General features: G+C 60.9%; 19 protein-coding genes. 10 read left to right on the forward strand and 9 right to left on the reverse strand.

The window, feature by feature from the left end; genetic code table 11:
• Nucleotides 1-16: 16 nt before the first annotated feature.
• Nucleotides 17-805, forward strand: coding sequence for a YdcF family protein (locus ABK249_RS26670; RefSeq protein ID WP_227704842.1), 789 nt, complete (start codon nt 17-19; stop codon nt 803-805).
• Here the strand turns inward: ABK249_RS26670 and ABK249_RS26675 are convergent, their stop codons facing one another.
• Nucleotides 806-1,279, reverse strand: coding sequence for a hypothetical protein (locus ABK249_RS26675; RefSeq protein ID WP_348864543.1), 474 nt, complete (start codon nt 1,277-1,279; stop codon nt 806-808).
• 131 nt (nt 1,280-1,410) lie between these two features.
• Between ABK249_RS26675 and ABK249_RS26680 the strand changes: the two genes are divergently transcribed.
• Entirely contained in the window at nt 1,411-2,064 is a 654-nt protein-coding gene (locus tag ABK249_RS26680) for a trimeric intracellular cation channel family protein (protein WP_348864544.1), read from the forward strand.
• A 6-nt stretch (nt 2,065-2,070) separates the two neighbouring features.
• Here ABK249_RS26680 and irrA read toward each other — a convergent pair whose 3' ends face one another.
• Nucleotides 2,071-2,487: an iron response transcriptional regulator IrrA gene (irrA, locus tag ABK249_RS26685; protein ID WP_227704840.1), complete on the reverse strand. Its 417-nt coding sequence runs from the start codon at nt 2,485-2,487 to the stop codon at nt 2,071-2,073.
• A gap of 306 nt (nt 2,488-2,793) precedes the next feature.
• On the opposite strand from irrA, the gene fabA reads away from it, so the two are divergent.
• From fabA to fabI, 3 genes are read left to right on the forward strand one after another with little or no spacing between them, the layout of a single operon-like run.
• On the forward strand, nt 2,794-3,309 hold the full coding sequence (gene fabA, locus ABK249_RS26690) for a 3-hydroxyacyl-[acyl-carrier-protein] dehydratase FabA (protein WP_348864545.1): 516 nt from the start codon (nt 2,794-2,796) through the stop codon (nt 3,307-3,309).
• A 47-nt stretch (nt 3,310-3,356) separates the two neighbouring features.
• The gene (fabB, locus tag ABK249_RS26695) at nt 3,357-4,580 is read left to right on the forward strand and encodes a beta-ketoacyl-ACP synthase I (RefSeq protein ID WP_227704838.1); all 1,224 of its coding nucleotides are present in this window, start codon (nt 3,357-3,359) and stop codon (nt 4,578-4,580) included.
• 4 nt (nt 4,581-4,584) lie between these two features.
• On the forward strand, nt 4,585-5,391 hold the full coding sequence (gene fabI / locus ABK249_RS26700; protein ID WP_227704837.1) for an enoyl-ACP reductase FabI: 807 nt from the start codon (nt 4,585-4,587) through the stop codon (nt 5,389-5,391).
• 66 nt (nt 5,392-5,457) lie between these two features.
• On the opposite strand, the gene ABK249_RS26705 is transcribed toward fabI, so the two are convergent.
• The 7 genes from ABK249_RS26705 to ABK249_RS26735 all read right to left on the reverse strand — a co-directional run bounded on the left by ABK249_RS26705 (nt 5,458) and on the right by ABK249_RS26735 (nt 14,360).
• Nucleotides 5,458-6,465 (reverse strand): class I SAM-dependent methyltransferase, encoded by a 1,008-nt coding sequence (locus ABK249_RS26705; RefSeq protein WP_227704836.1) that lies wholly within the window; start codon nt 6,463-6,465, stop codon nt 5,458-5,460.
• 90 nt (nt 6,466-6,555) lie between these two features.
• Nucleotides 6,556-8,709, reverse strand: a complete 2,154-nt coding sequence (gene pnp, locus ABK249_RS26710; protein WP_227704835.1) for a polyribonucleotide nucleotidyltransferase — start codon at nt 8,707-8,709, stop codon at nt 6,556-6,558.
• 337 nt (nt 8,710-9,046) lie between these two features.
• Entirely contained in the window at nt 9,047-9,316 is a 270-nt protein-coding gene (gene rpsO, locus ABK249_RS26715) for a 30S ribosomal protein S15 (RefSeq protein WP_037151827.1), read from the reverse strand.
• Nucleotides 9,317-9,524: 208 nt separating this feature from the next.
• A complete protein-coding gene (locus tag ABK249_RS26720; protein ID WP_348864546.1) occupies nt 9,525-10,889 on the reverse strand; it encodes an FAD-binding protein in 1,365 nt (454 codons plus the stop codon).
• A 169-nt stretch (nt 10,890-11,058) separates the two neighbouring features.
• On the reverse strand, nt 11,059-11,988 hold the full coding sequence (truB, locus tag ABK249_RS26725) for a tRNA pseudouridine(55) synthase TruB (RefSeq protein WP_037151833.1): 930 nt from the start codon (nt 11,986-11,988) through the stop codon (nt 11,059-11,061).
• A 12-nt stretch (nt 11,989-12,000) separates the two neighbouring features.
• Nucleotides 12,001-12,408 carry a 30S ribosome-binding factor RbfA gene (gene rbfA, locus ABK249_RS26730; RefSeq protein WP_227704833.1) on the reverse strand — a complete coding sequence of 136 codons (408 nt, stop codon included), beginning with the start codon at nt 12,406-12,408 and terminating at the stop codon, nt 12,001-12,003.
• Nucleotides 12,409-12,626: 218 nt separating this feature from the next.
• Nucleotides 12,627-14,360: a type VII secretion target gene (locus ABK249_RS26735; protein WP_037151838.1), complete on the reverse strand. Its 1,734-nt coding sequence runs from the start codon at nt 14,358-14,360 to the stop codon at nt 12,627-12,629.
• Nucleotides 14,361-14,652: 292 nt separating this feature from the next.
• Between ABK249_RS26735 and ABK249_RS26740 the strand changes: the two genes are divergently transcribed.
• From ABK249_RS26740 to ABK249_RS26760, 5 genes are all read left to right on the forward strand, one after another.
• Nucleotides 14,653-15,027 (forward strand): STAS domain-containing protein, encoded by a 375-nt coding sequence (locus ABK249_RS26740; protein WP_152601137.1) that lies wholly within the window; start codon nt 14,653-14,655, stop codon nt 15,025-15,027.
• The gene (locus ABK249_RS26745) at nt 15,024-15,392 is read left to right on the forward strand and encodes a response regulator (RefSeq protein WP_037151841.1); all 369 of its coding nucleotides are present in this window, start codon (nt 15,024-15,026) and stop codon (nt 15,390-15,392) included. The genes ABK249_RS26740 and ABK249_RS26745 overlap by 4 nt, the downstream gene beginning before the upstream one ends.
• A complete protein-coding gene (locus ABK249_RS26750) occupies nt 15,389-17,401 on the forward strand; it encodes a chemotaxis protein CheA (RefSeq protein ID WP_037151844.1) in 2,013 nt (670 codons plus the stop codon). Before ABK249_RS26745 ends, ABK249_RS26750 begins: the two co-directional genes overlap by 4 nt.
• Complete coding sequence (locus tag ABK249_RS26755) at nt 17,398-17,913, forward strand: chemotaxis protein CheW (protein WP_037151847.1); 516 nt, start codon at nt 17,398-17,400, stop codon at nt 17,911-17,913. The genes ABK249_RS26750 and ABK249_RS26755 overlap by 4 nt, the downstream gene beginning before the upstream one ends.
• Nucleotides 17,914-17,935: 22 nt before the next feature.
• The coding region (locus ABK249_RS26760; RefSeq protein ID WP_348864548.1) for a methyl-accepting chemotaxis protein at nt 17,936-19,187 on the forward strand (1,252 nt) is incomplete at its 3' end.

Here is a 19,187-nt window from a genome sequence, read left to right on the forward strand (position 1 = left end):
GCCATAAGATGTGCCGATGTTCCTGATTTCCAAATTCTTCTGGCTGGCGGCGCAGCCCTTGTCGATCGCCTTCGGCCTGGCTGCGCTTGCAACCCTGCTGGCCTTTGCCGGCCGGCCAAAGCTCGCGGGCACATTCTCGCTTCTCGCAGCCCTCGTGCTGTTCGTCACGCTCTACACGACGACAGGCACCGCTGCGCTGCAGATCCTGGAGGCGCGGTTTCCGAAACCCCGGCAGGAGCCTGCCGATCTCACCTGCATGATCGTGCTCGGCGGCGCGCTTGAGACCGAGGTGACGACCAGCCGCGGCGGCATGGAATTCAACCAGGCAGCCGATCGCTTTGTCGAGACCTTGCGGCTCGCCTTGCGCCATCCGCAGGCGCGCATCCTGATTTCCGGCGGCGACGGCTCCATCAGCGGTGTCTATGAGGGGGAGGCAGAAGCTTCGGAACGGTTCTTCTCCGCTTTCGGCATCCCGGCCGACCGGCTCGTGAAGGAGAATACGTCCCGGACAACCTATGAGAACACGGTCAATACCGCCGAACTCCTGAAGAGCCGGGGGCTCGAAAACTGCCTGTTGATCACATCGGCCTATCACATGCCGCGTTCGGTCGGCCTGTTCCGCAAGGCAGGAATTCAGGTCATGCCCTGGCCGGTGGATTATCGGACGAGCGGCATTGCCGGCCTGTCGCTGGACTTCACCCAGCCTTCGCTCAACGCCCAGCTCACCACCACCGCTGCACGGGAATGGATGAGCCTGACGGCCTATTATCTGACCGGACGCATCGGCGATGTGTTTCCGCAGTGATCACTTCTTGGAGATCGTGACGAAGCGACCGCCGCGCACGCGCACGCGCATCTCGCAGGGCACCGCATCGGTGCGGTCGCAGAAGCGCGGATGCATCTTCAGCAAAAACACCATGTTGCCGAAATATTTGACGAAGTCATAGCTGTAGATTTGTGCCGTGGCGATCATGAAATAACCGCCCTCCCTGGCTTGCAGATAGAAGTTATAGGGGCAGCCATCGCTGTTGCAGCCCGGCCCTCTTTTTCCGTCGCAGACCAATTTACTGTGGTCGGAGACCAGATCGATGATCCCATCGTTGTTGATGTCGAACCGTTCGATGAAGTCCGGTTCGAACTGCGCCATCTTGCACTCGCTCCGGAAGTGATCCTTCTCGTAGATCTCCGGATCGCTGATGAGCTGCTGCTGCGCGAAGGCAAGGGTCGGCACCAGGATCAGCACAACAACCCGGACCCATACGATCAGGAACCTTTTCACGGGATCACCTCCGCAAATTCATCTGTTCACGGCGCACGCGCACCGGTGACGGGTGCGATCGCCGGTGATTATGCTAAGGAGGAGCACTTGCGCGACGCTGACCACACGGGCCGCAACGCTGGGGAATTTGCATGTCCTTGCTGATGATTCTCGACTATGCCGGCATCGCGCTTTTCGCGGCGACAGGCGCGCTTGCCGCCTCGCGAAAAGAGCTCGATCTGATCGGCTTCCTGTTCTTCGCCGCCGTTACCGGGCTTGGGGGCGGCACGCTGCGGGACATCATCCTCGACCGCATGCCGGTCTTCTGGGTTCTCGATCCGACTTATATCCTGATATGCGTGATTGTGGGCGCTTTTCTGTTCAGCACGGCGCACCGGGTGGAATGGCGCTATCGTCTGCTGATCTGGCTCGATGCGATCGGGCTTGCCGCCTACAGCGTGCTGGGAGCGGCAAAAGGGCTCGCCGCCACAGGATCGCCAACGATCGCAATCGTCGCCGGCACATTGACCGCCACCTTCGGTGGCATCCTGCGTGACCTGCTTGCCAACGAACCTTCCGTCCTGCTTCGGCCGGAAATCTATATCACCGCTGCACTTGCCGGCGCCGGCGGCTTTACCGCTGCTGACGCATTTGGCCTGCCTCTTTATGCCAGCTCCGGCCTCGGCGTGGCCATCGCCTTCGCGCTGCGCGGCGGCGCCATCCATTACGGCTGGACCTTGCCACGTTACAAGCCCCGGCCCGGCCGTCCTCCGGACGAAGCAATCAAAGGGAAAAAGACGAAATAACCCGTATCAGGACTTCTTTTCGCGCAGGCGGATGATCACATCCACATGAGCAACTTCCATGCCTTCCGGCGCTTCGGGGAGATTGCCGATTTCCAGATTGCTGACCGGAATATCGAGCACCTCGTTGCGGCCTTCCACGAAGAAGTGATGATGATCGGAGATATTGGTGTCGAAGTAAGTCTTGGTGCTTTCGACCGCGAGGACGCGAATAAGACCGGCCTCGGTGAACTGATGCAGCGTGTTGTAGACGGTTGCCAGCGAGACGAGGACGCCGGCCGCAGCCGCTTCCTCGTGCAGTTCCTCGACTGTCAGATGACGGTCACCCTTGGCGAATAACAGATCGGCAAGCGCGACGCGCTGTCGCGTCGGACGCAGGCCGCAATGGCGCAGTCTCGTCTCGATATCGATCATGGCTTCTGCCATATTGCCTGTCAGCTCCCACCGTTCACGCGCATGTCAGGTATCTTGACTTTCGCATATAACTTTTACGGCCAGCACTTTCAATAGTTTCCGGAGGATACCGGCCGGGAGATCGGCAAAAACGCGCAAATTCCCTCACAAGCCTCTGGTTTGCGCCCATAGCTTCCTATATGCGGACCTAAACAGACGAATGTTCCCACGCTTGGCTATCCCCAGGGCAAAGTGAAAGGTCATCGTCAGACTTCAATTTGGACCGAACTTGCAATAGTGGTTCTGAAACAGAAGGTTCAACGGGGGAAACGGAAATTTATGGTAACCAGACAGTCCAGCTTCTCTTACGAAGAAATCCTCACCTGCGCCCATGGCCAGATGTTCGGCCCGGGCAATGCGCAGCTGCCGCTGCCGCCCATGCTGATGTTCCACCGCATCACCGAGATATCGGAAACCGGCGGCCCCAGCGACAAGGGTTTCATCCGTGCTGAGTTCGACATAACGCCGGATCTCTGGTTCTTCCCCTGCCATTTCGAAGGTGACCCCGTCATGCCGGGCTGCCTCGGGCTCGACGCCATGTGGCAGTTGACCGGCTTTTATCTTGGCTGGCTCGGCGAACCCGGCAAGGGGCGCGCCATATCTACCGGCGAAGTGAAGTTCACCGGCATGGTTACTCCCTCAACCAAGCTGGTGGAATATGGCATCGACTTCAAACGCGTCATGCGCGGCCGTCTCGTGCTCGGAATTGCCGACGGCTGGATGAAGGCGGACGGCGAGGTGATCTACCGCGCCAGCGATCTGAGGGTCGGCCTGTTCCAGGAAAAGGCGGCCTGACACAGGCCTCGCGCCAAGGCAAAACAGAGAGAAAAGGTTTTGATGAGATGAGACGGGTAGTTGTCACGGGTCTCGGTATCGTATCCTCGATCGGGAGCGATGCCGCCGAAGTCACCGAATCGTTGCGCCAGGCGAAATCCGGCATTTCATTCTCCCCCGATTTTGCCGAGCATGGCTTCAAGTGCCAGGTCTGGGGCAGACCGACGCTTGATCCGACGGACCTCGTCGATCGCCGCGCCATGCGCTTCCTTTCCCAGGGAGGCGCCTGGAACCATGTGGCCATGAAACAGGCGATCGCCGATTCCGGCCTGGAAGACAAGGATATCGGCGAAAACGAACGCACCGGCATCATCATGGGATCGGGTGGCCCGTCCACCCGGACGCTGATCGAGGCGGCCGAAATCACCATCAAGAACAACAGCCCCAAGCGCATCGGCCCCTTTGCCGTGCCGAAGGCCATGTCCTCGACGGCATCCGCCACGCTTGCCACCTGGTTCAAGATTCACGGCGTGAACTATTCGATCTCGTCCGCCTGCTCCACCTCCGCGCACTGCATCGGCAATGCGGCGGAGATGATCCAATGGGGCAAGCAGGACGTGATGTTCGCCGGCGGCCACGAGGACCTCGACTGGACCATGTCGAACCTGTTCGACGCCATGGGCGCCATGACGACCAAGTTCAACAACCGGCCGGAAAGCGCCTCGCGCGCCTATGACGTCGACCGCGACGGCTTCGTCATCGCCGGCGGCGCGGGCGTTCTGGTCCTGGAGGAGCTGGAACACGCAAAGGCCCGCGGGGCGAAGATCTATGCCGAACTTGTCGGTTACGGCGCAACCTCGGACGGCTACGACATGGTCGCGCCGTCGGGCGAAGGCGCGGTGCGGTGCATGCGGCAGGCGCTTGCGACCGTGAAGGGCGACGTGGACTATATCAACACCCACGGCACCTCGACGCCGGTGGGCGATAGCAAGGAGATCGGCGCGATCCGCGAAGTCTTCGGCGACAAGATCCCCCATGTCCAGTCGACCAAGTCGCTCACCGGGCATTCGCTCGGCGCCGCCGGCGCGCAGGAATCGATCTACAGCCTTCTGATGATGCAGGAAGGCTTCATCGGCGAAAGCGCCCATATCGAAAACCTGGATCCGGAGTTCGAGGGCGTGCCGATCGTGCGCAAGCGCATCGACAATGCCAAAATCGACATTGCTCTTTCCAATTCATTCGGGTTCGGCGGCACCAACGCCACGCTCGTCTTCCAGCGCTATAATGGATAATTCCATGACGGGAATCATGCAGGGGAAACGCGGCCTGATCATGGGGGTCGCCAACAATCACTCGATCGCCTGGGGGATATCCAAGGCGGTTGCCGCACAGGGCGCGGAACTCGCCTTCACATATCAGGGCGAAGCTCTCGGCAAGCGCGTGAAGCCGCTTGCCGCCGAACTCGGCTCTGATTTCGTCGTCCCGTGCGATGTCGAGGATATCGCCTCGGTCGATGCCACCTTCGCGGCGATCAAGGAGCGCTGGGGCACGCTGGATTTCCTCGTCCACGCCATCGGCTTTTCCGACAAGAACGAGCTCAAGGGTCTTTACGCCGACACGACGCGTGAAAACTTCAGCCGCACCATGATCATTTCCTGCTTCTCGTTCACCGAAGTCGCCAAGCGTGCCGCCGAATTGATGCCGAATGGCGGCTCGATGCTGACACTGACCTATAACGGGTCCCAGCGCGTCATCCCGAACTACAATGTCATGGGCGTCGCCAAGGCGGCTCTCGAAGCATCGGTTCGCTATCTTGCTGCCGATTACGGCCCGCGCGACATCCGCGTCAACACGATCTCGGCCGGCCCTGTCCGGACGCTGGCGGGTGCCGGAATTTCCGATGCGCGCGCCATCTATTCTTGGAACCAGCAGAACGCGCCGCTACGCCGCACAGCGACCATCGAGGATATCGGTGGCTCAGCCCTCTATCTTCTGTCCGATCTCTCCCGCGGTGTCACCGGTGAAGTTCACTACGTCGACGCCGGCTACAGCATCACGTCGCTTCCGACGCTCGACAAACTGCGCAAGGCGGATGCGGAATAGGGCTTTCGGATTTTCGGTCTATCAATAAAAAGACCCTGCCGGCATCGGCGGGGTCTTTTTTTGCGTTTATTTCTTCGCCCAGAGAACCTTGAAGCGGGCGTTGCGGCAGGTTTCGCCATGCTCGCGGAATTCCGATGCGAGAACCGGTTCATAGGGCAGGCCGCGATTGGCGACCAGCATCAGCCGGCCGCCAAGCTTCAGCGCCGATGCGGCACTGCGGATCATCGCCTTGCCGAGCTCCGGATCGGCCGCCTGCGCTTCATGGAACGGCGGATTCATGACGACAAGGTCGTATTTCTCCTTCACCGGCTCGCCGCCGAGATCCTGCCAATAGAAGCGGGCGTTGAGGTTCGGGCAGTTGCGCGCGAGGTTGTGTTTGGCGAATTCCAGCGCCCTGTGATCAGCCTCGTAGAGATCGATGCGGTTCAGGCGCGGCGATCTCGCCGCCAGCATCACGGAGAGATAACCCCAGCCGGCGCCGAAATCGGCGGCATTGCCGTCGAAATCCGTCGGCAAGCGGCCGGCCAGCAGTTCCGAGCCTGCATCGACACGATCGTGGGAGAACATGCCGGGTGCCGCCTCGAAGCGATCCTCGACCGTCGCCGGCATTTTCTTCAGGGCCGTGATCGCGGCATCGGCACTCTGCGGACGGGCAAGCCAGATCGCGACGCCATGGTATTTCGGCGTGTAGTCGATTTGCAGCCCGAGCTTCAGCAGCGTGTTGCGGAGCGGCTGGATGCCATCCTCCTTGCTGCCGGCAATGACGATGACGCCGCCTGGCTTCACGCGTTGCAGGGCTTCTGCCACGCGATCCTCGTTTTCGCTGCGATGCTTGCCGCAGAGCACCAGCGCCCCGTCGTAATTCTCACCCTCCGGCTCCGGAACCGCGCCTTCTCCCAGGGCTCGGAAGAGCGGCCGGAACGGCTGCACGGCAGTGATTTGGGCGCCAAACCCCTCCGGCAGGGCATTGCCGGCTTCCGCGCCGAGAAAAATCACGCGCGCGCCCTCGCCCGGCATGGGCACGGCTTCAGTTGCGAAGGGATGGAACAGGGTTTTCAAGGCGTCGCGGCTCATGTCGGTTCTCTCGGCAATTCCCGGATATCGGATACAGAAAAGGCGCGGAAGAGCTTCCGCGCCTCGATTTTTTCCTGAGCGGAAGGAAGCTTACTCGGCGGCTTCGCCGTCAGCCTTCTTTTCCTTCTTCTCCTGCGGGAGTTCCTGGCCCGTCGCCTGGTCGACAACCTTCATCGACAGGCGAACCTTGCCACGTTCATCGAAGCCCATCAGCTTGACCCAGACCTTGTCGCCTTCCTTGACGACATCGGTCGTCTTGGCGACCCGATCAACGGCAAGCTGCGAGATGTGAACGAGGCCGTCGCGGGCGCCGAAGAAGTTCACGAACGCACCGAAATCGGCAGTCTTGACGACCGTGCCCTCGTAGATCTGGCCGACCTCCGGCTCGGCAACGATCGAGTGGATCCACTTGCGGGCAGCTTCGATTTCCTTGCCCGAGGACGAGGCGATCTTCACGGTGCCGTCGTCTTCGATGTTGATCTTCGCGCCGGTCTTTTCGACGATTTCGCGGATGACCTTGCCGCCGGAGCCGATGACTTCACGGATCTTGTCGACCGGGATGTTCATCACTTCGATGCGCGGGGCGAATTCGCCGAGCTGGCCGCGGCTCTCGGTGATGGCCTTGGCCATCTCGCCGAGGATGTGCTTGCGGCCGCCCTGGGCCTGGCTGAGCGCGACCTTCATGATCTCTTCGGTGATGCCGGCGATCTTGATGTCCATCTGCAGCGAGGTGATGCCGTTTTCCGTTCCGGCGACCTTGAAGTCCATGTCGCCGAGATGGTCTTCGTCACCCAGGATGTCGGAGAGGACCGCGAAACGGTCGCCTTCGAGGATGAGGCCCATGGCGATACCGGCAACCGGCTTGGCGAGCGGAACGCCGGCATCCATCAGTGCGAGCGAGGTGCCGCAGACGGTCGCCATCGAGGACGAGCCGTTGGACTCGGTGATCTCGGAGACAACGCGCAGCGTGTACGGGAACTGCTCGGGCGTCGGCAGCATCGGATGGATGGCGCGCCAGGCAAGCTTGCCATGGCCGATTTCACGGCGGCCCGGAGAACCCATGCGGCCCGTTTCGCCGACCGAATAGGGCGGGAAGTTGTAATGGAGCATGAACTGCTCCTTGTACATGCCCGTCAGGCTGTCGACATACTGCTCGTCTTCGCCGGTTCCGAGGGTCGCGACGACGATCGCCTGCGTCTCGCCGCGGGTGAAGAGAGCCGACCCATGGGTACGCGGCAGGAGGCCGACTTCGGCGACGATCGGGCGGACCGTCTCGAGATCGCGGCCATCGATGCGGCTCTTGGTATCGAGAATGTTCCAGCGGACGATCTTGGCCTGCAGGTGCTTGAAGATCGCGCCAACCTCTTCAGCCGTGTACTTCAGTTCCGCGGCGCCTTCAGGCAGGAAGTGGGCCTTGACCTTCGCCTTGACGGCGTCGACGGCGGCATAGCGGTCGGCCTTCTGGGTGATCTTGTAGGCTTCGCGCAGTTCGGCCTCGAAGTGCTGCAGCATTTCGGCTTCAAGTTCGGAATAGTCTTCCGGCTGGAAGTCGCGGGGTTCCTTGGCGGCAACTTCGGCGAGTTTGATGATCGCGTCGATGACCGGCTGGAAACCGCGATGGCCGAACATGACGGCCCCGAGCATGACTTCTTCGTTAAGTTCCTTGGCTTCCGATTCGACCATCAGAACGGCATCGGACGTGCCGGCGACGACAAGGTCGAGGCTCGACTCGTCCATCTCGTCGAGATGCGGGTTCAGAACGTATTCACCGTTGATGTAACCGACGCGGGCGCCGCCGATCGGGCCCATGAACGGGATGCCGGAAAGCGTCAGGGCCGCGGAGGTCGCCACCATGGAGAGTACGTCCGGGTTGTTTTCGAGGTCGTGCTGAACGACGGTCACGACGACCTGCGTATCGTTCTTGTAGCCTTCCGGGAAGAGCGGGCGGATCGGGCGGTCGATCAGGCGGGAAACCAGGGTTTCATTCTCGCTCGGACGGCCTTCACGCTTGAAATAGCCGCCGGGGATCTTGCCAGCGGCGTAGGTCTTTTCCTGATAGTTGACGGTGAGAGGGAAGAAATCCTGGCCCGGCTTCGGTGCCTTGGCGGAAACGACGGTCGCGAGAACCACGGTCTCGCCATAGGTCGCGAGGACTGCGCCGTCAGCCTGGCGGGCGATCTTGCCGGTTTCCAGCTTCAGCGGGCGACCTGCCCATTCGATTTCGACAGAGTGAGTATTGAACATGTCTTGTCCTTCAATGCGGAAACATGCGCATCGCAACATCCGGCGCAGCGCATGATCAACCGCAATCAATGTGACGCATCATGGGCAAGACAACGGGAGGCTTTGCAGCGACAGTTTCCCTTTTGGAGAAACTTGGCCAAAGCCACTATGGACTTCGGCCGAAAGCATCCGGCAATCCTGCCCCATGACAGGTCAACGGTTGGTTGGCAGATCCGGCCCATCCGGGTCCGCCGTCGCCTCGTACCGCGTCAATCTGGTGCGCGGCTTGAGTATTTCATCGGGCAAAGCCCGAAAAGACAACCGGCGGGCACTGTTTCCAGGCCCGCCGGAGGATTTCTTAGCGGCGGATACCCAGGCTGCCGATCAGCTTGGTGTAGCGCGCTTCGTCCTTCTTCTTGAGGTAGTCAAGAAGCGAGCGGCGGCTCGAAACCAGCGTCAGAAGACCACGGCGGGAATGGTTGTCCTTCTTGTGGTCCTTGAAGTGTTCGGTCAGATTGTTGATGCGCTCCGTGAGGATCGCGACCTGTACTTCCGGGGAACCGGTGTCGCCCTCGGAGGTGGCGTATTCCTTGATAAGCTCAGCCTTGCGCTCGGCAGTGATCGACATCGGACGATCCTTTCTATTGAAGAGGAATTAGGGACGCCAAAAGCCGGGATGTCGTCCAGCCTTGGCCGTGAAAAGCAAAAGTAGCGCTTGGAGCGCCCTTCATGCTGGCGGTGCCTATAAACCATTCATGTCTGGATTGGAAGAGCCGATGTTTTCGGAGGCCGAATGGCAGTCGATCGCGTCCTTCCCGGCGACGTATCGGCTGCAGTCAGAACAATTCATAACCGGGGGCGAATGCGCCAAGCGGATCATAGCGCCGCTTTGCCCCGTCCAGGAACGACCATTTCGGCCCGAAATGGCTTCTCCAATCGTCCCGCGACATGGGAAGGGCACTGACGGGGTACAAGATCCCACCTGCATCGCGAATATGCTCATAAAGCATGCGATTCCTGGCGACCAGTTGCTCCGCTTCAACAGCTCCGCTCGATGTGGGGATGCGGACCAAATTGAATGGAAAGACGACGCTCTCATCCGGCAACCGGAGCAGAGGAGTGCGCAGCGCCCCTGTGAGCAAGGGATAGAAGGTGATCCGTCCGAAGGGGCCGACATCCTCGTTGGTCAATCCGTTCAAAATGTCGCTGGCGATCTGTTCCGCGCAGGAGCCGGGAAGGAAGGTCAGCAGCCAGGGGTGTGGATTGAACCATTGGCCGTTGGACCGGAGCAGGTTTTCAAGGCGTGCGAATGCTCTGACATCCTCGGAATAGCTGACATCGGAAATGTCCGCTGCACTGCGCTGATCCGACAACCCGGCAAGGACGGCTTTGTCATCGGGAACCGCAGCGCCATCGTAGAAGACGACTCCTTCGAGCTGGTATTGCCAGGTGCCGGCGCCGTCAGGAAGAACCGCGCCTTGCAGATAGTCGAAGCGGCCATCCGCGAGGGCAGTCCGCTGATCCGCGGTCAGGGAACGCAAGTCGGAATAAAACAGGTGGAAACGGCGAACCCGCTCGGGAGCGCGCATCAGGCGCAACGTGGCTCGCGTGATGATTCCGCACTGGCCCAATCCCGCACGAACGGCATCGAAAAGATCGGGATTCACGTCTTCGGAACAGGTCAGTTCACGACCGTCACCCGTCACCACATTCAATGCAAGGACGTTGTCGGTCTGCATGCCATGGCGAAATGTCGTCCCGCCAATTCCACCGACGGCAAGCGTGCCGCCCACAGACAATTCAAGATAGTTTGGAAGAACCGGCGGCGTAAGTCCGTACGCCAGCGCCGCATCGAGAACGGCGCTCCACGTCGCTCCTGCATCGACGACCATATGATCCGGCTGGACATAGTGGATCGTGTTGATCGCCTTCATCTCAATGACGATTCCACCGTCCACCGCCGCCCGGCCATAGGTCGAATGGCCCTGCCCTCTGGCAGCGACCTTCAATCCGCGGCTCGCAGCCCAGCGAACGAGGTCAGCAATATCGGCAACCGATGCGGCCTTGAGCACGGCCTGTGGGCGCCTCTGCACGACATGGCCGAAGTCGTCCGCCGCTTCAGCGAGATCCTGCGGATCTCGGCTGAACATGCTCGGACCGGCAAGGTCCGGATGCTGCGCTGCGCGTTTGTCGATGGCCATCAGCTCCTCCTCTGTCTTGAGGCCGGCAAAGGCATGAGCCAGCTCGCCGCTTCGTATCCGGCTGGCGACCAGGCGTTACAATCGACTTTAAACAATACGAACTTTTCGAAAAGATGGCAGTACGGGATCGGACCCGCACGGCCCGATCCCTTCCCCGGTCTGGGTCAGTTCAGCCGAATACCCGCTTCGGGCGGAATTCCCCCTGGCCGATCTCGCCGATGGCAATCAGTTTTCCGCGCGCCGTTGCATAGGCCTCGGTCTCAGCCACCGGAGCGTCGCGTCCCCGCAGAATCACCGGATTTCCCATCTTCAGCCGATGCGCCTGATCGTCGGTCATCGACAAGTGTGGCAGGTTGGAGAGCGCCTCCGCCGTATCGATGAGGAATTCATCAAGCGCAGCGAGCCGCTCGTCACGGTCCTCGATCTGTTCCAGCGCCACGAGATCGGCGAGCGGCACCATGCGGTCCTCGGCAAACGGCGCCACGAAGGTACGGCGAAGCTCGGAGATATGACCGTAGCAGCCGAGCTCGCGGCCAAAGTCGCGGGCCAGTGCCCGAACGTAGGTGCCCTTGCCGCATTCCACCTCGAAATGCGCCTTGTCGGCCGCAACCCCAAGCAGCGTCAGGCGAAAAATTTCCACCTCGCGGGAAGGGATTTCCACCGTCTCGCCATCGCGGGCAAGATCATAGGCGCGTTCGCCGGCGATCTTGATCGCCGAAAACTGTGGGGGAACTTGCGTAATCAGGCCTGTATATTTCGGCAGGAGATCGCGGATCGCCTGCTCCGTCGGACGCGTGTCGGATGTGGCGGTCACCTCGCCTTCCAGATCATCGGTCGAACGCTCCTCGCCCCAGGTCACGGCAAATTCATAGATCTTACGCCCGTCCATGACATAGGGAACCGTCTTGGTCGCGTCGCCGAGCGCGATCGGCAGCATGCCGGAGGCAAGCGGGTCGAGCGTGCCGGCATGGCCCGCTTTCTGGGCATTGAACAGCCACTTGATCTTGGAAACGGCTTCGGTCGAGCCGAAATCCACCGGCTTGTCGAGGATCAGCCAGCCGGAAACCGGCCGGCCCTTGGGTTTACGTGGTTTGGACATGCTTTTTCTTGGCTACTTCTTGTCTTCGTCATCACCGTCAAGGTCCCGCTGGACCTCGGGTGAACGGAGCAGATCATCGATTTTCTTATAATTGTCGAAGCTGGTATCGTCGCGAAAGCGCACTTCCGGCATGTATTTCATCTGCCGGAGCTGGCCGCCCAACCGGCCACGGATGAATTTCGCATGACGGTTGAGGGCATCGATAACGGCCGCATGATCGGGCAGGCCAAGGGGTGTCACATAGGCTGTGGCGATCTTCAGGTCCGGCGACATGCGCACTTCGGAGACGGAAATCACCGTCCTTTCGATCAGGTCGTCGCGCACTTCGCCGCGCTGCAGGACCTGGGTTATGGCGGCGCGGACCTGTTCGCCAACGCGAAGCATGCGCTGGGAGGGCGCCGAGGATGTGGCTTTGGTCATCTTGTTTCTCTTTATAGAACGCTGCCGGGGTTCGTCCCGACCGAGCGCTACCTCAAGCAAGGCGGTCCAAATGACCGAGACGCGGCCAAAGGTCAAGGCTCGAACTGCAGTTTATCATAATACGGAACGCGATCCGACAGGACCTTAATTCGTTTTTCGATGAAGGGCGGATCGCGCAGGTCCAGCTGGTCGAAACCTGCTGCCCGATGGATCTCGCCTCAGAACAGCGCGTCCTCGATATCCTCGTCGGACAGGAGCGTGGCGACGGCCGGCGCCTCCACCGGCGGCGCAGTACCAAGCACCTCGGCATGCACCTCGCGCTCCGCGACCATGGTATAGAGACGGGCGATGCGGCTGCCGAGATCGGCCAGGGGCCTTTCGATTCCCGGTAGACCGACCACGTCTTCCTTGAGCGCGAGATCATCGGCACAGGCGCGCAGCACCTCGCCAAGTTCGGCATTGAAGTTCAGGCGTGACAGCGAGGCATCCATCTCTCCGACCGCCGTCCTGCTCTGTTCGCCAAGTGCAGACATCTGCTCATCCATGCGGTCGCCGACGGCGCGGATGTTTTCGAGCGCGTTCTCCAGGCGCTGGTCAAGGGAACTCTCACATTCCTCGCCCTGAACATCATTCAGCTTGTTGGAGGCGGCCTCCAGTGTCTGAAGTTCGGCAAGGATCTTCTCGGCCGTCTCGTCGAGCTGGGCTGCAAAGTTGCGCAATTCGACGGTCACGACATTGATCGCTTTGCCCTCTTCACCAATCTTGCCGCAGCGAAGATTGGTGTTGAGCGCCATATAGTGGATGTCGGTACGCACCGCCCTTACAACACCGATACCATCCAGAAGTTCACGCACGATGCCACCAATCGAGTGGCTGAGCTCACCGGCTTCCCGGGCGACACCTTCTATTTCCCGCACGGTACCGCGGGCGGTTGCCACGCCGTTTTCGAGTTCACGGATCGCGTTGTCGTTTCCACCGCTGTCGGAATCGGTCATCGTCTTGCGCAAAGCCTCTATTTCCGACAGGTCGGAACGAAAGCTTGCAACGGTGGCGACGATTTTCGCCGTATCGCGATCGAAGTCTAAAATCGAATGATCGAGCTGCAGCGACACGAGTTTGCGGATGATCAGTGACAGGCTCTCGCGCTGCTCGGTCCGCAGTACCGCTCCTTCGGGCGACTCCAGATATTCCGAGAGAATCTTGAAGCTGGACTGACAATGCTCGATGCGCTGGCGGGTAATATCGCCAACCTGCATGGCCGAAAGCGTGGCAGCGAGCTTCGTCTGGATACCACCGGCAACGGCGCGCACCCTGGCGGCGCGTTCGACAAGCAGCTTGCGGTGCTGGCCGATCTCCGCTGCACCATTCGACAATCCGGCGACGATTTGCGGTATCTTCTCGTCATATCTCGCAAGGATCGCCTTTCCCTTGGCCATGACCGGACCGAGGCCGTGACCGAGCGTGCCGAGCTTGCTGGCGAGATCGTTGACCTGTCGCGTACCTTCCTGGATCCGTTCCAGAATCTCTTCCGCAAAACCGGAAAAATCGGCGATGCCGGCGCCGGTGATCTTGGCGGTCACGGCAAAGGTGCGCAGATAGCGCAGCGTCTCCTGCATCTCCTCGATCTCGGGCTCGAGCTTACGCTCGACGCAGGCGATTTCCTGGAAACCGGCCTGGCGAGCGGCCTCAAGTTCGGTCAGATGCGACAGCCGGTCGACCGTGCTCTTCAGCTCGGCCATCGTGGCATTTGCCGTTCCTTCATCCAGCGAACCGGTCAACTGGTCTAGAGAGGCGATCAGCTTGTTCAGTACATCAAGGATTGCCAGAAGCGCAGCGCCGCCGTCCAGAAAGCGCTCTTCTATCCGCGAGCGCGCCGTTTCCATCCGGTCGGCAAAATGCAGGACGCCTGCCGTGTCTTCCGCGACGTTTAAAATGGATGCCCTGACAGCCACTCTGCCTCACCTTTCAGGCCCCGCAGGGACCTCACCTTTTTCAATGAATGACGAATGACTTCGCCCGGATCGTTTTGGGACAGGCCCGCGCCGGCAAATCCCGGCACTGGTTTCGTCCTGCGCGGAAATTACTCTGAGAGGCGAGGGGTTAATTCCGACAGAACAGGCGTCCGGTTTCGCGACTTGTGGTTAATTTTCCCGACGATCTGTCGGTGAGGCGGGAGCTATCACTATTATGCCGTGAGAAATCGCCACCGTCGCTTAACGTACCGTTAACGATAGAAGCTCAGAGTTGAATAATATTTCAGCTTTCCCGAAATTATGTATTGAGGTAAAAATGCCCGCTTCTAACAATATTGAGGAACGCGTTATATTATCGAAGAATTTGACTGTTCGGACAATCAATTCCGTTCAGCAGGAATTACTTCAATCCATCGAGAAGAATAAATCCACGACGATCGAACTTTCTGACGATTGCCAGGTGGACATCAGCTTCATCCAGCTCATGGAAGCAGCCCGCATCTATGCCGGCACGGCCGGAAAACACATCGCGCTCGCGCGGCCCGCCAGCAATGCAGCGCTTGATGTCCTGCAGCGCAGCGGCGTTCTCGAAGGAATGTCCGACGACGACGCGAAATTCTGGCTTCATCAAAAGGGAATTCAATGACCGCCAGCATCCTCACAGTCGATGATTCCGCCAGCATCCGCCTGACGACACGCGTCGCCCTCAGCAATGCCGGATACCAGGTCACCGAAGCCGTAGACGGCATGGACGGCATCGCCAAGCTCAATGCGGGCCAGTTCGATCTGATCGTCACCGACCTCAACATGCCGAACATGGACGGGCTCACGATGATCCGCGAGCTGCGCAAGATGCCGGCACATATGGGCGTCCCGGTGATCTTCCTGACGACGGAGTCCGACAGCGACCTGAAGCAGCAGGCGAAAGCCGCCGGCGCCACCGGCTGGCTCACCAAACCGTTCGATCCGGAAAGCCTGGTCAAGATCGTCCGAAAGGTGCTTGGCAAATGAGCTTTCCCGATCCTATCGCGGTTTTCAGAACGGAAGCAGCCGAGCTTCTGGAACAGATCGAGGCCGGGCTCCTCGATCTCAACGTAAACCTCGGCGACAAGGACCAGGTGGACGCGGTCTTCCGCGGCCTCCATACCTTGAAGGGCTCGGGAGCCATGTTCGGCTTCGATGCGCTCGCCGCTTTCACCCATCATTGCGAAACGGCCTTCGACCGCGTCCGCAAGGGCGAGGTGCCGGCAACGCAGGAACTGGTCACTGCGGTCCTCGAAGCCAAGGACCACATGCGCGCCCTGGTCGAGACGCCGGTCGGCGACCATGAGGCCGCGAGCGAGGCGCTTCTCGCCAATCTGCGCGCTGCCGTCGAAGGCGCCGGGCAACCGGGATCGGCACCGGCAGCAGGGTCCGCGCCGGCGCAGACCCTCTTCCATATCCGCTTCAGCCTGCCGCAGAATGCGATGGCGAACGGCACCAATCCCCTGCCGCTTCTCGACGAGCTGCGGGAACTCGGCGAGTGCAAAATCGTTGCCGACCGCTCGGCGATCCCATCGCTCGATCTCCTTACGCCGACCGACCTTCATATTTCCTGGGATGTGGAACTCCTGACCGCTCAGCCGCGCTCGGCGATCGAAGATGTGTTCATCTTCGTCATGGACGAGATGCAGCTCGACATCACCACCGTCGAGGCTACGGCCCCCGCCGTAAAGGCACCGGTCAGATCGGAAGCCGCTCCCTCGCCACAGCCGGTTGCCGCCACGCAGGATATGGCAGCCGCAGCGCGCGCGCCAACGCCGGTATCCGCCCTCACCGCTCCCGCCGACACGAAGCCGAACAAGGCATCCGAAAACGTCCGGGTGCCGGCCGAAAAGCTCGACGAACTGATGGACCGGGTCGGAGAACTCGTCATCGCCCAGTCGCGGCTCAGTCAGCTCGCGGGCGGCAGCGGCGATCTCCAGCTCCGCGCCGTCTCCGAGGACGTCGAGCGCCTCTCCGGCGAGTTGCGCGACACGATGATGGTGCTGCGCATGGTTCCCGTGGCGCACCTGTTCAGCCGCTTCCGCCGGCTGGTGCATGACCTCGCGCACGAGACGGGCAAGACGATCGAACTCATCACCGAAGGCGAAAGCACGGAAGTCGACAAGAGCGTCATTGAGCGCCTTGCCGATCCGCTGGTGCATCTGGTGCGCAATTCCTGCGACCACGGCCTTGAAACGCCGGAAGAGCGTCGCGCGGCCGGCAAGCCGGAAGCGGGCCGCATCCTGCTTTCCGCCCGCCAGCAGGCCGGCGAGGTCATCATCACCATCAAGGATGACGGCCGCGGCATCAACAAGGACCGCGTCCGTGCCAAGGCGGAAGCTTCCGGCCTCATTCCTTCCGGCGCCAGCCTCACCGATAACGAACTCTACCAGCTCATCTTCCAGCCCGGCTTCTCGACGGCGCAGCAGGTCACCAACCTTTCCGGCCGCGGCGTCGGCATGGACGTGGTCAAGCGGACGATCGACGCGCTGCGGGGCACGATCAACGTCGCTAGCCATCCGGGCCAGGGTTCCGAAATCTCGCTCGCGATTCCGCTGACGCTTGCGATCATCGACGGCCTGCTCGTTCGGGTCGGCGCCGGTCGTTATGTCATCCCGCTCTCGGCCGTCGAGGAATGCCTGGAGCTTTCCATCGAGGAGGACATGCGCTCACGCGGCCGCAGCTTCATCTCGCTGCGCGACAGCCTCGTCCCCTTCCTGAGGCTCCGCGATCTCTTCCGCACCGGCACGAAGCCGGATCCCTTCCAGAAGGTGGTCGTCATCTCGACCGGCTCCGAACGGGTGGGACTGGTGGTCGACCAGATCATCGGCGACCATCAGACGGTCATCAAGGCCATGTCGAAACTGCACCATGATGTCGCGACCTTCTCGGGCGCCACCATTCTCGGTGACGGAGACGTGGCGCTGATCCTCGATGTCGGCCATCTCGTGGCCGAAGGCCAGCAACAGGAGGCGCATTTGCGCGCGGCAGGATGAACGAGGCAGCCAGAAAGATTTCAGAAGACCTTTGGGACGGCCGCGACGAGCTGGAAGTCCTGACATTCGACATCGCCGGCGAGATGTTCGCGCTGGAAGCCTTCATCGTGCAGGAAATCCTCGATCTCCTGCCGGAGACCGTCGTTCCGGGCGCCAAAGCCTTCGTCGGCAGTGTCATCAATTTCCGTGGCAAGGTCATTCCGCTCGCCGATATCCGGCTCGCATTCGGCATGGAAGCGACCAAGCCAACCATCGACAGCCGGATCATCGTCATCGAACTCGATATCGACGGGGAGCCGGTGCTGGCGGGCATCCGCACCGACAAGGTGCACGAAGTGACAACCCTCCTGCGTGCGGCGGGCGAGCCGCCGCCGAGCGTCGGCATGCGCTGGCGGCCGGACTTCATCGACTGCCTGGTCAAACGGGGAACCGAATTCATCATCATCCCCAATCTTCAGGCGATTTTCTCTGCTCAACACGATCATCCTGCGGCTGTGGGCAGCCACAGCTAACGACCTTCACGAGGGACTTGAAATGCGCGCGACGATCAAATTGAAGTTGGCTTTGGCGTTCGGTTTCGTCATCATCATGCTACTGGCGACGGCCGCTTACGGTATCTTCAGCCTCAGCAGTCTCAACGATACGCTTGAACAGGTCATCACGGGCCCCGCCGAACGCCTCAAGCTCGCGCAGACGCTCAATAACGAGCAGCTCCAGCAGATTCGCCAGCAGAAGAACCTGCTGATGGCGGAAAGCGCCAGCGAAATGCAGGACTACATTTCGAAGAGCGACGAGGCTCGCCGGGCCTTCGACCAGACTTTCAAGTCGGTTTTCGCGCTTGCGACCGAACAGGGCAAGGCGAACTGGGCGAAACTCGAAGGTTTCACCGCCGAGTTCCGAAAGCAGGATGATCGCATCCGCGGCCTGATGCTGGGCGGCGATGCCGCGGGCGCACTCAGGGTTTCGAGCAACGAAGCCCGCGCCGTCACCAATGACATCGATGCGCTGCTCACCCAGGTCGTCAGCCTTGAGGAATCCCGGCTGAGTGAAGCGGACGCGCAGGCCGACGTCGACTATGCCCAGACCCGCACGATCATGATCTCGGTCGCCGGTATCGCTTTCGTCATCGCCGTGCTCGCGGCCATCTGGATCGCATTGTCGATCAACAAAGGCCTGCGCAATGCGGTGACCGCCGTACAGCGCATTGCCGAGGGGGATCTCACCAAATTTGCGACGATCACCAGCAGGGACGAGATCGGCGAACTGCTCGGTTATGTCAATACGATGATCGAACGCCTGCGCGGCGTGGTCGGCGATGCACTCACTGCCGCCGACAACGTCTCCTCCGGCAGCCAGGAACTTTCGGCGAGCTCCGAGCAGCTCTCGCAAGGCGCGACCGAACAGGCTTCCTCGGCCGAAGAGGCCTCCGCGTCCATGGAACAGATGGCCGCCAACATCAAGCAGAACGCCGACAACGCCGCCCAGACCGAAAAGATCGCCCGCCAGTCCTCCAGGGATGCCGAAGCTTCCGGCCAGGCCGTCAATCGTGCCGTCGGCGCCATGCGCACGATCGCCGAGAAGATCTCCATCGTGCAGGAAATTGCCCGCCAGACCGACCTGCTCGCGCTGAATGCCGCAGTCGAGGCCGCTCGCGCCGGTGAGCATGGCAAAGGTTTTGCGGTCGTCGCGTCCGAAGTGCGCAAGCTTGCGGAACGCAGCCAGGCCGCAGCCGCCGAAATCAGCGCGCTTTCCGGCGACACGGTTCAAGTCGCCACGGAAGCCGGCG

This window comes from Neorhizobium phenanthreniclasticum, from assembly GCF_040066075.1.
Lineage (GTDB): Bacteria > Pseudomonadota > Alphaproteobacteria > Rhizobiales > Rhizobiaceae > Neorhizobium > Neorhizobium petrolearium.

Bases quoted from the DNA above. Each gene is read 5' to 3' on its own strand.
- ABK249_RS26670 (WP_227704842.1), top strand. From the start codon at position 17: ATGTTCCTGATTTCCAAATTCTTCTGGCTGGCGGCGCAGCCCTTGTCG.
- ABK249_RS26680 (WP_348864544.1), top strand. From the start codon at position 1,411: ATGTCCTTGCTGATGATTCTCGACTATGCCGGCATCGCGCTTTTCGCG.
- irrA (WP_227704840.1), bottom strand. From the start codon at position 2,487: ATGGCAGAAGCCATGATCGATATCGAGACGAGACTGCGCCATTGCGGC.
- fabA (WP_348864545.1), top strand. From the start codon at position 2,794: ATGGTAACCAGACAGTCCAGCTTCTCTTACGAAGAAATCCTCACCTGC.
- fabB (WP_227704838.1), top strand. From the start codon at position 3,357: ATGAGACGGGTAGTTGTCACGGGTCTCGGTATCGTATCCTCGATCGGG.
- fabI (WP_227704837.1), top strand. From the start codon at position 4,585: ATGACGGGAATCATGCAGGGGAAACGCGGCCTGATCATGGGGGTCGCC.
- ABK249_RS26705 (WP_227704836.1), bottom strand. From the start codon at position 6,465: ATGAGCCGCGACGCCTTGAAAACCCTGTTCCATCCCTTCGCAACTGAA.
- pnp (WP_227704835.1), bottom strand. From the start codon at position 8,709: ATGTTCAATACTCACTCTGTCGAAATCGAATGGGCAGGTCGCCCGCTG.
- rpsO (WP_037151827.1), bottom strand. From the start codon at position 9,316: ATGTCGATCACTGCCGAGCGCAAGGCTGAGCTTATCAAGGAATACGCC.
- ABK249_RS26720 (WP_348864546.1), bottom strand. From the start codon at position 10,889: ATGGCCATCGACAAACGCGCAGCGCAGCATCCGGACCTTGCCGGTCCG.
- truB (WP_037151833.1), bottom strand. From the start codon at position 11,988: ATGTCCAAACCACGTAAACCCAAGGGCCGGCCGGTTTCCGGCTGGCTG.
- rbfA (WP_227704833.1), bottom strand. From the start codon at position 12,408: ATGACCAAAGCCACATCCTCGGCGCCCTCCCAGCGCATGCTTCGCGTT.
- ABK249_RS26745 (WP_037151841.1), top strand. From the start codon at position 15,024: ATGACCGCCAGCATCCTCACAGTCGATGATTCCGCCAGCATCCGCCTG.
- ABK249_RS26750 (WP_037151844.1), top strand. From the start codon at position 15,389: ATGAGCTTTCCCGATCCTATCGCGGTTTTCAGAACGGAAGCAGCCGAG.
- ABK249_RS26755 (WP_037151847.1), top strand. From the start codon at position 17,398: ATGAACGAGGCAGCCAGAAAGATTTCAGAAGACCTTTGGGACGGCCGC.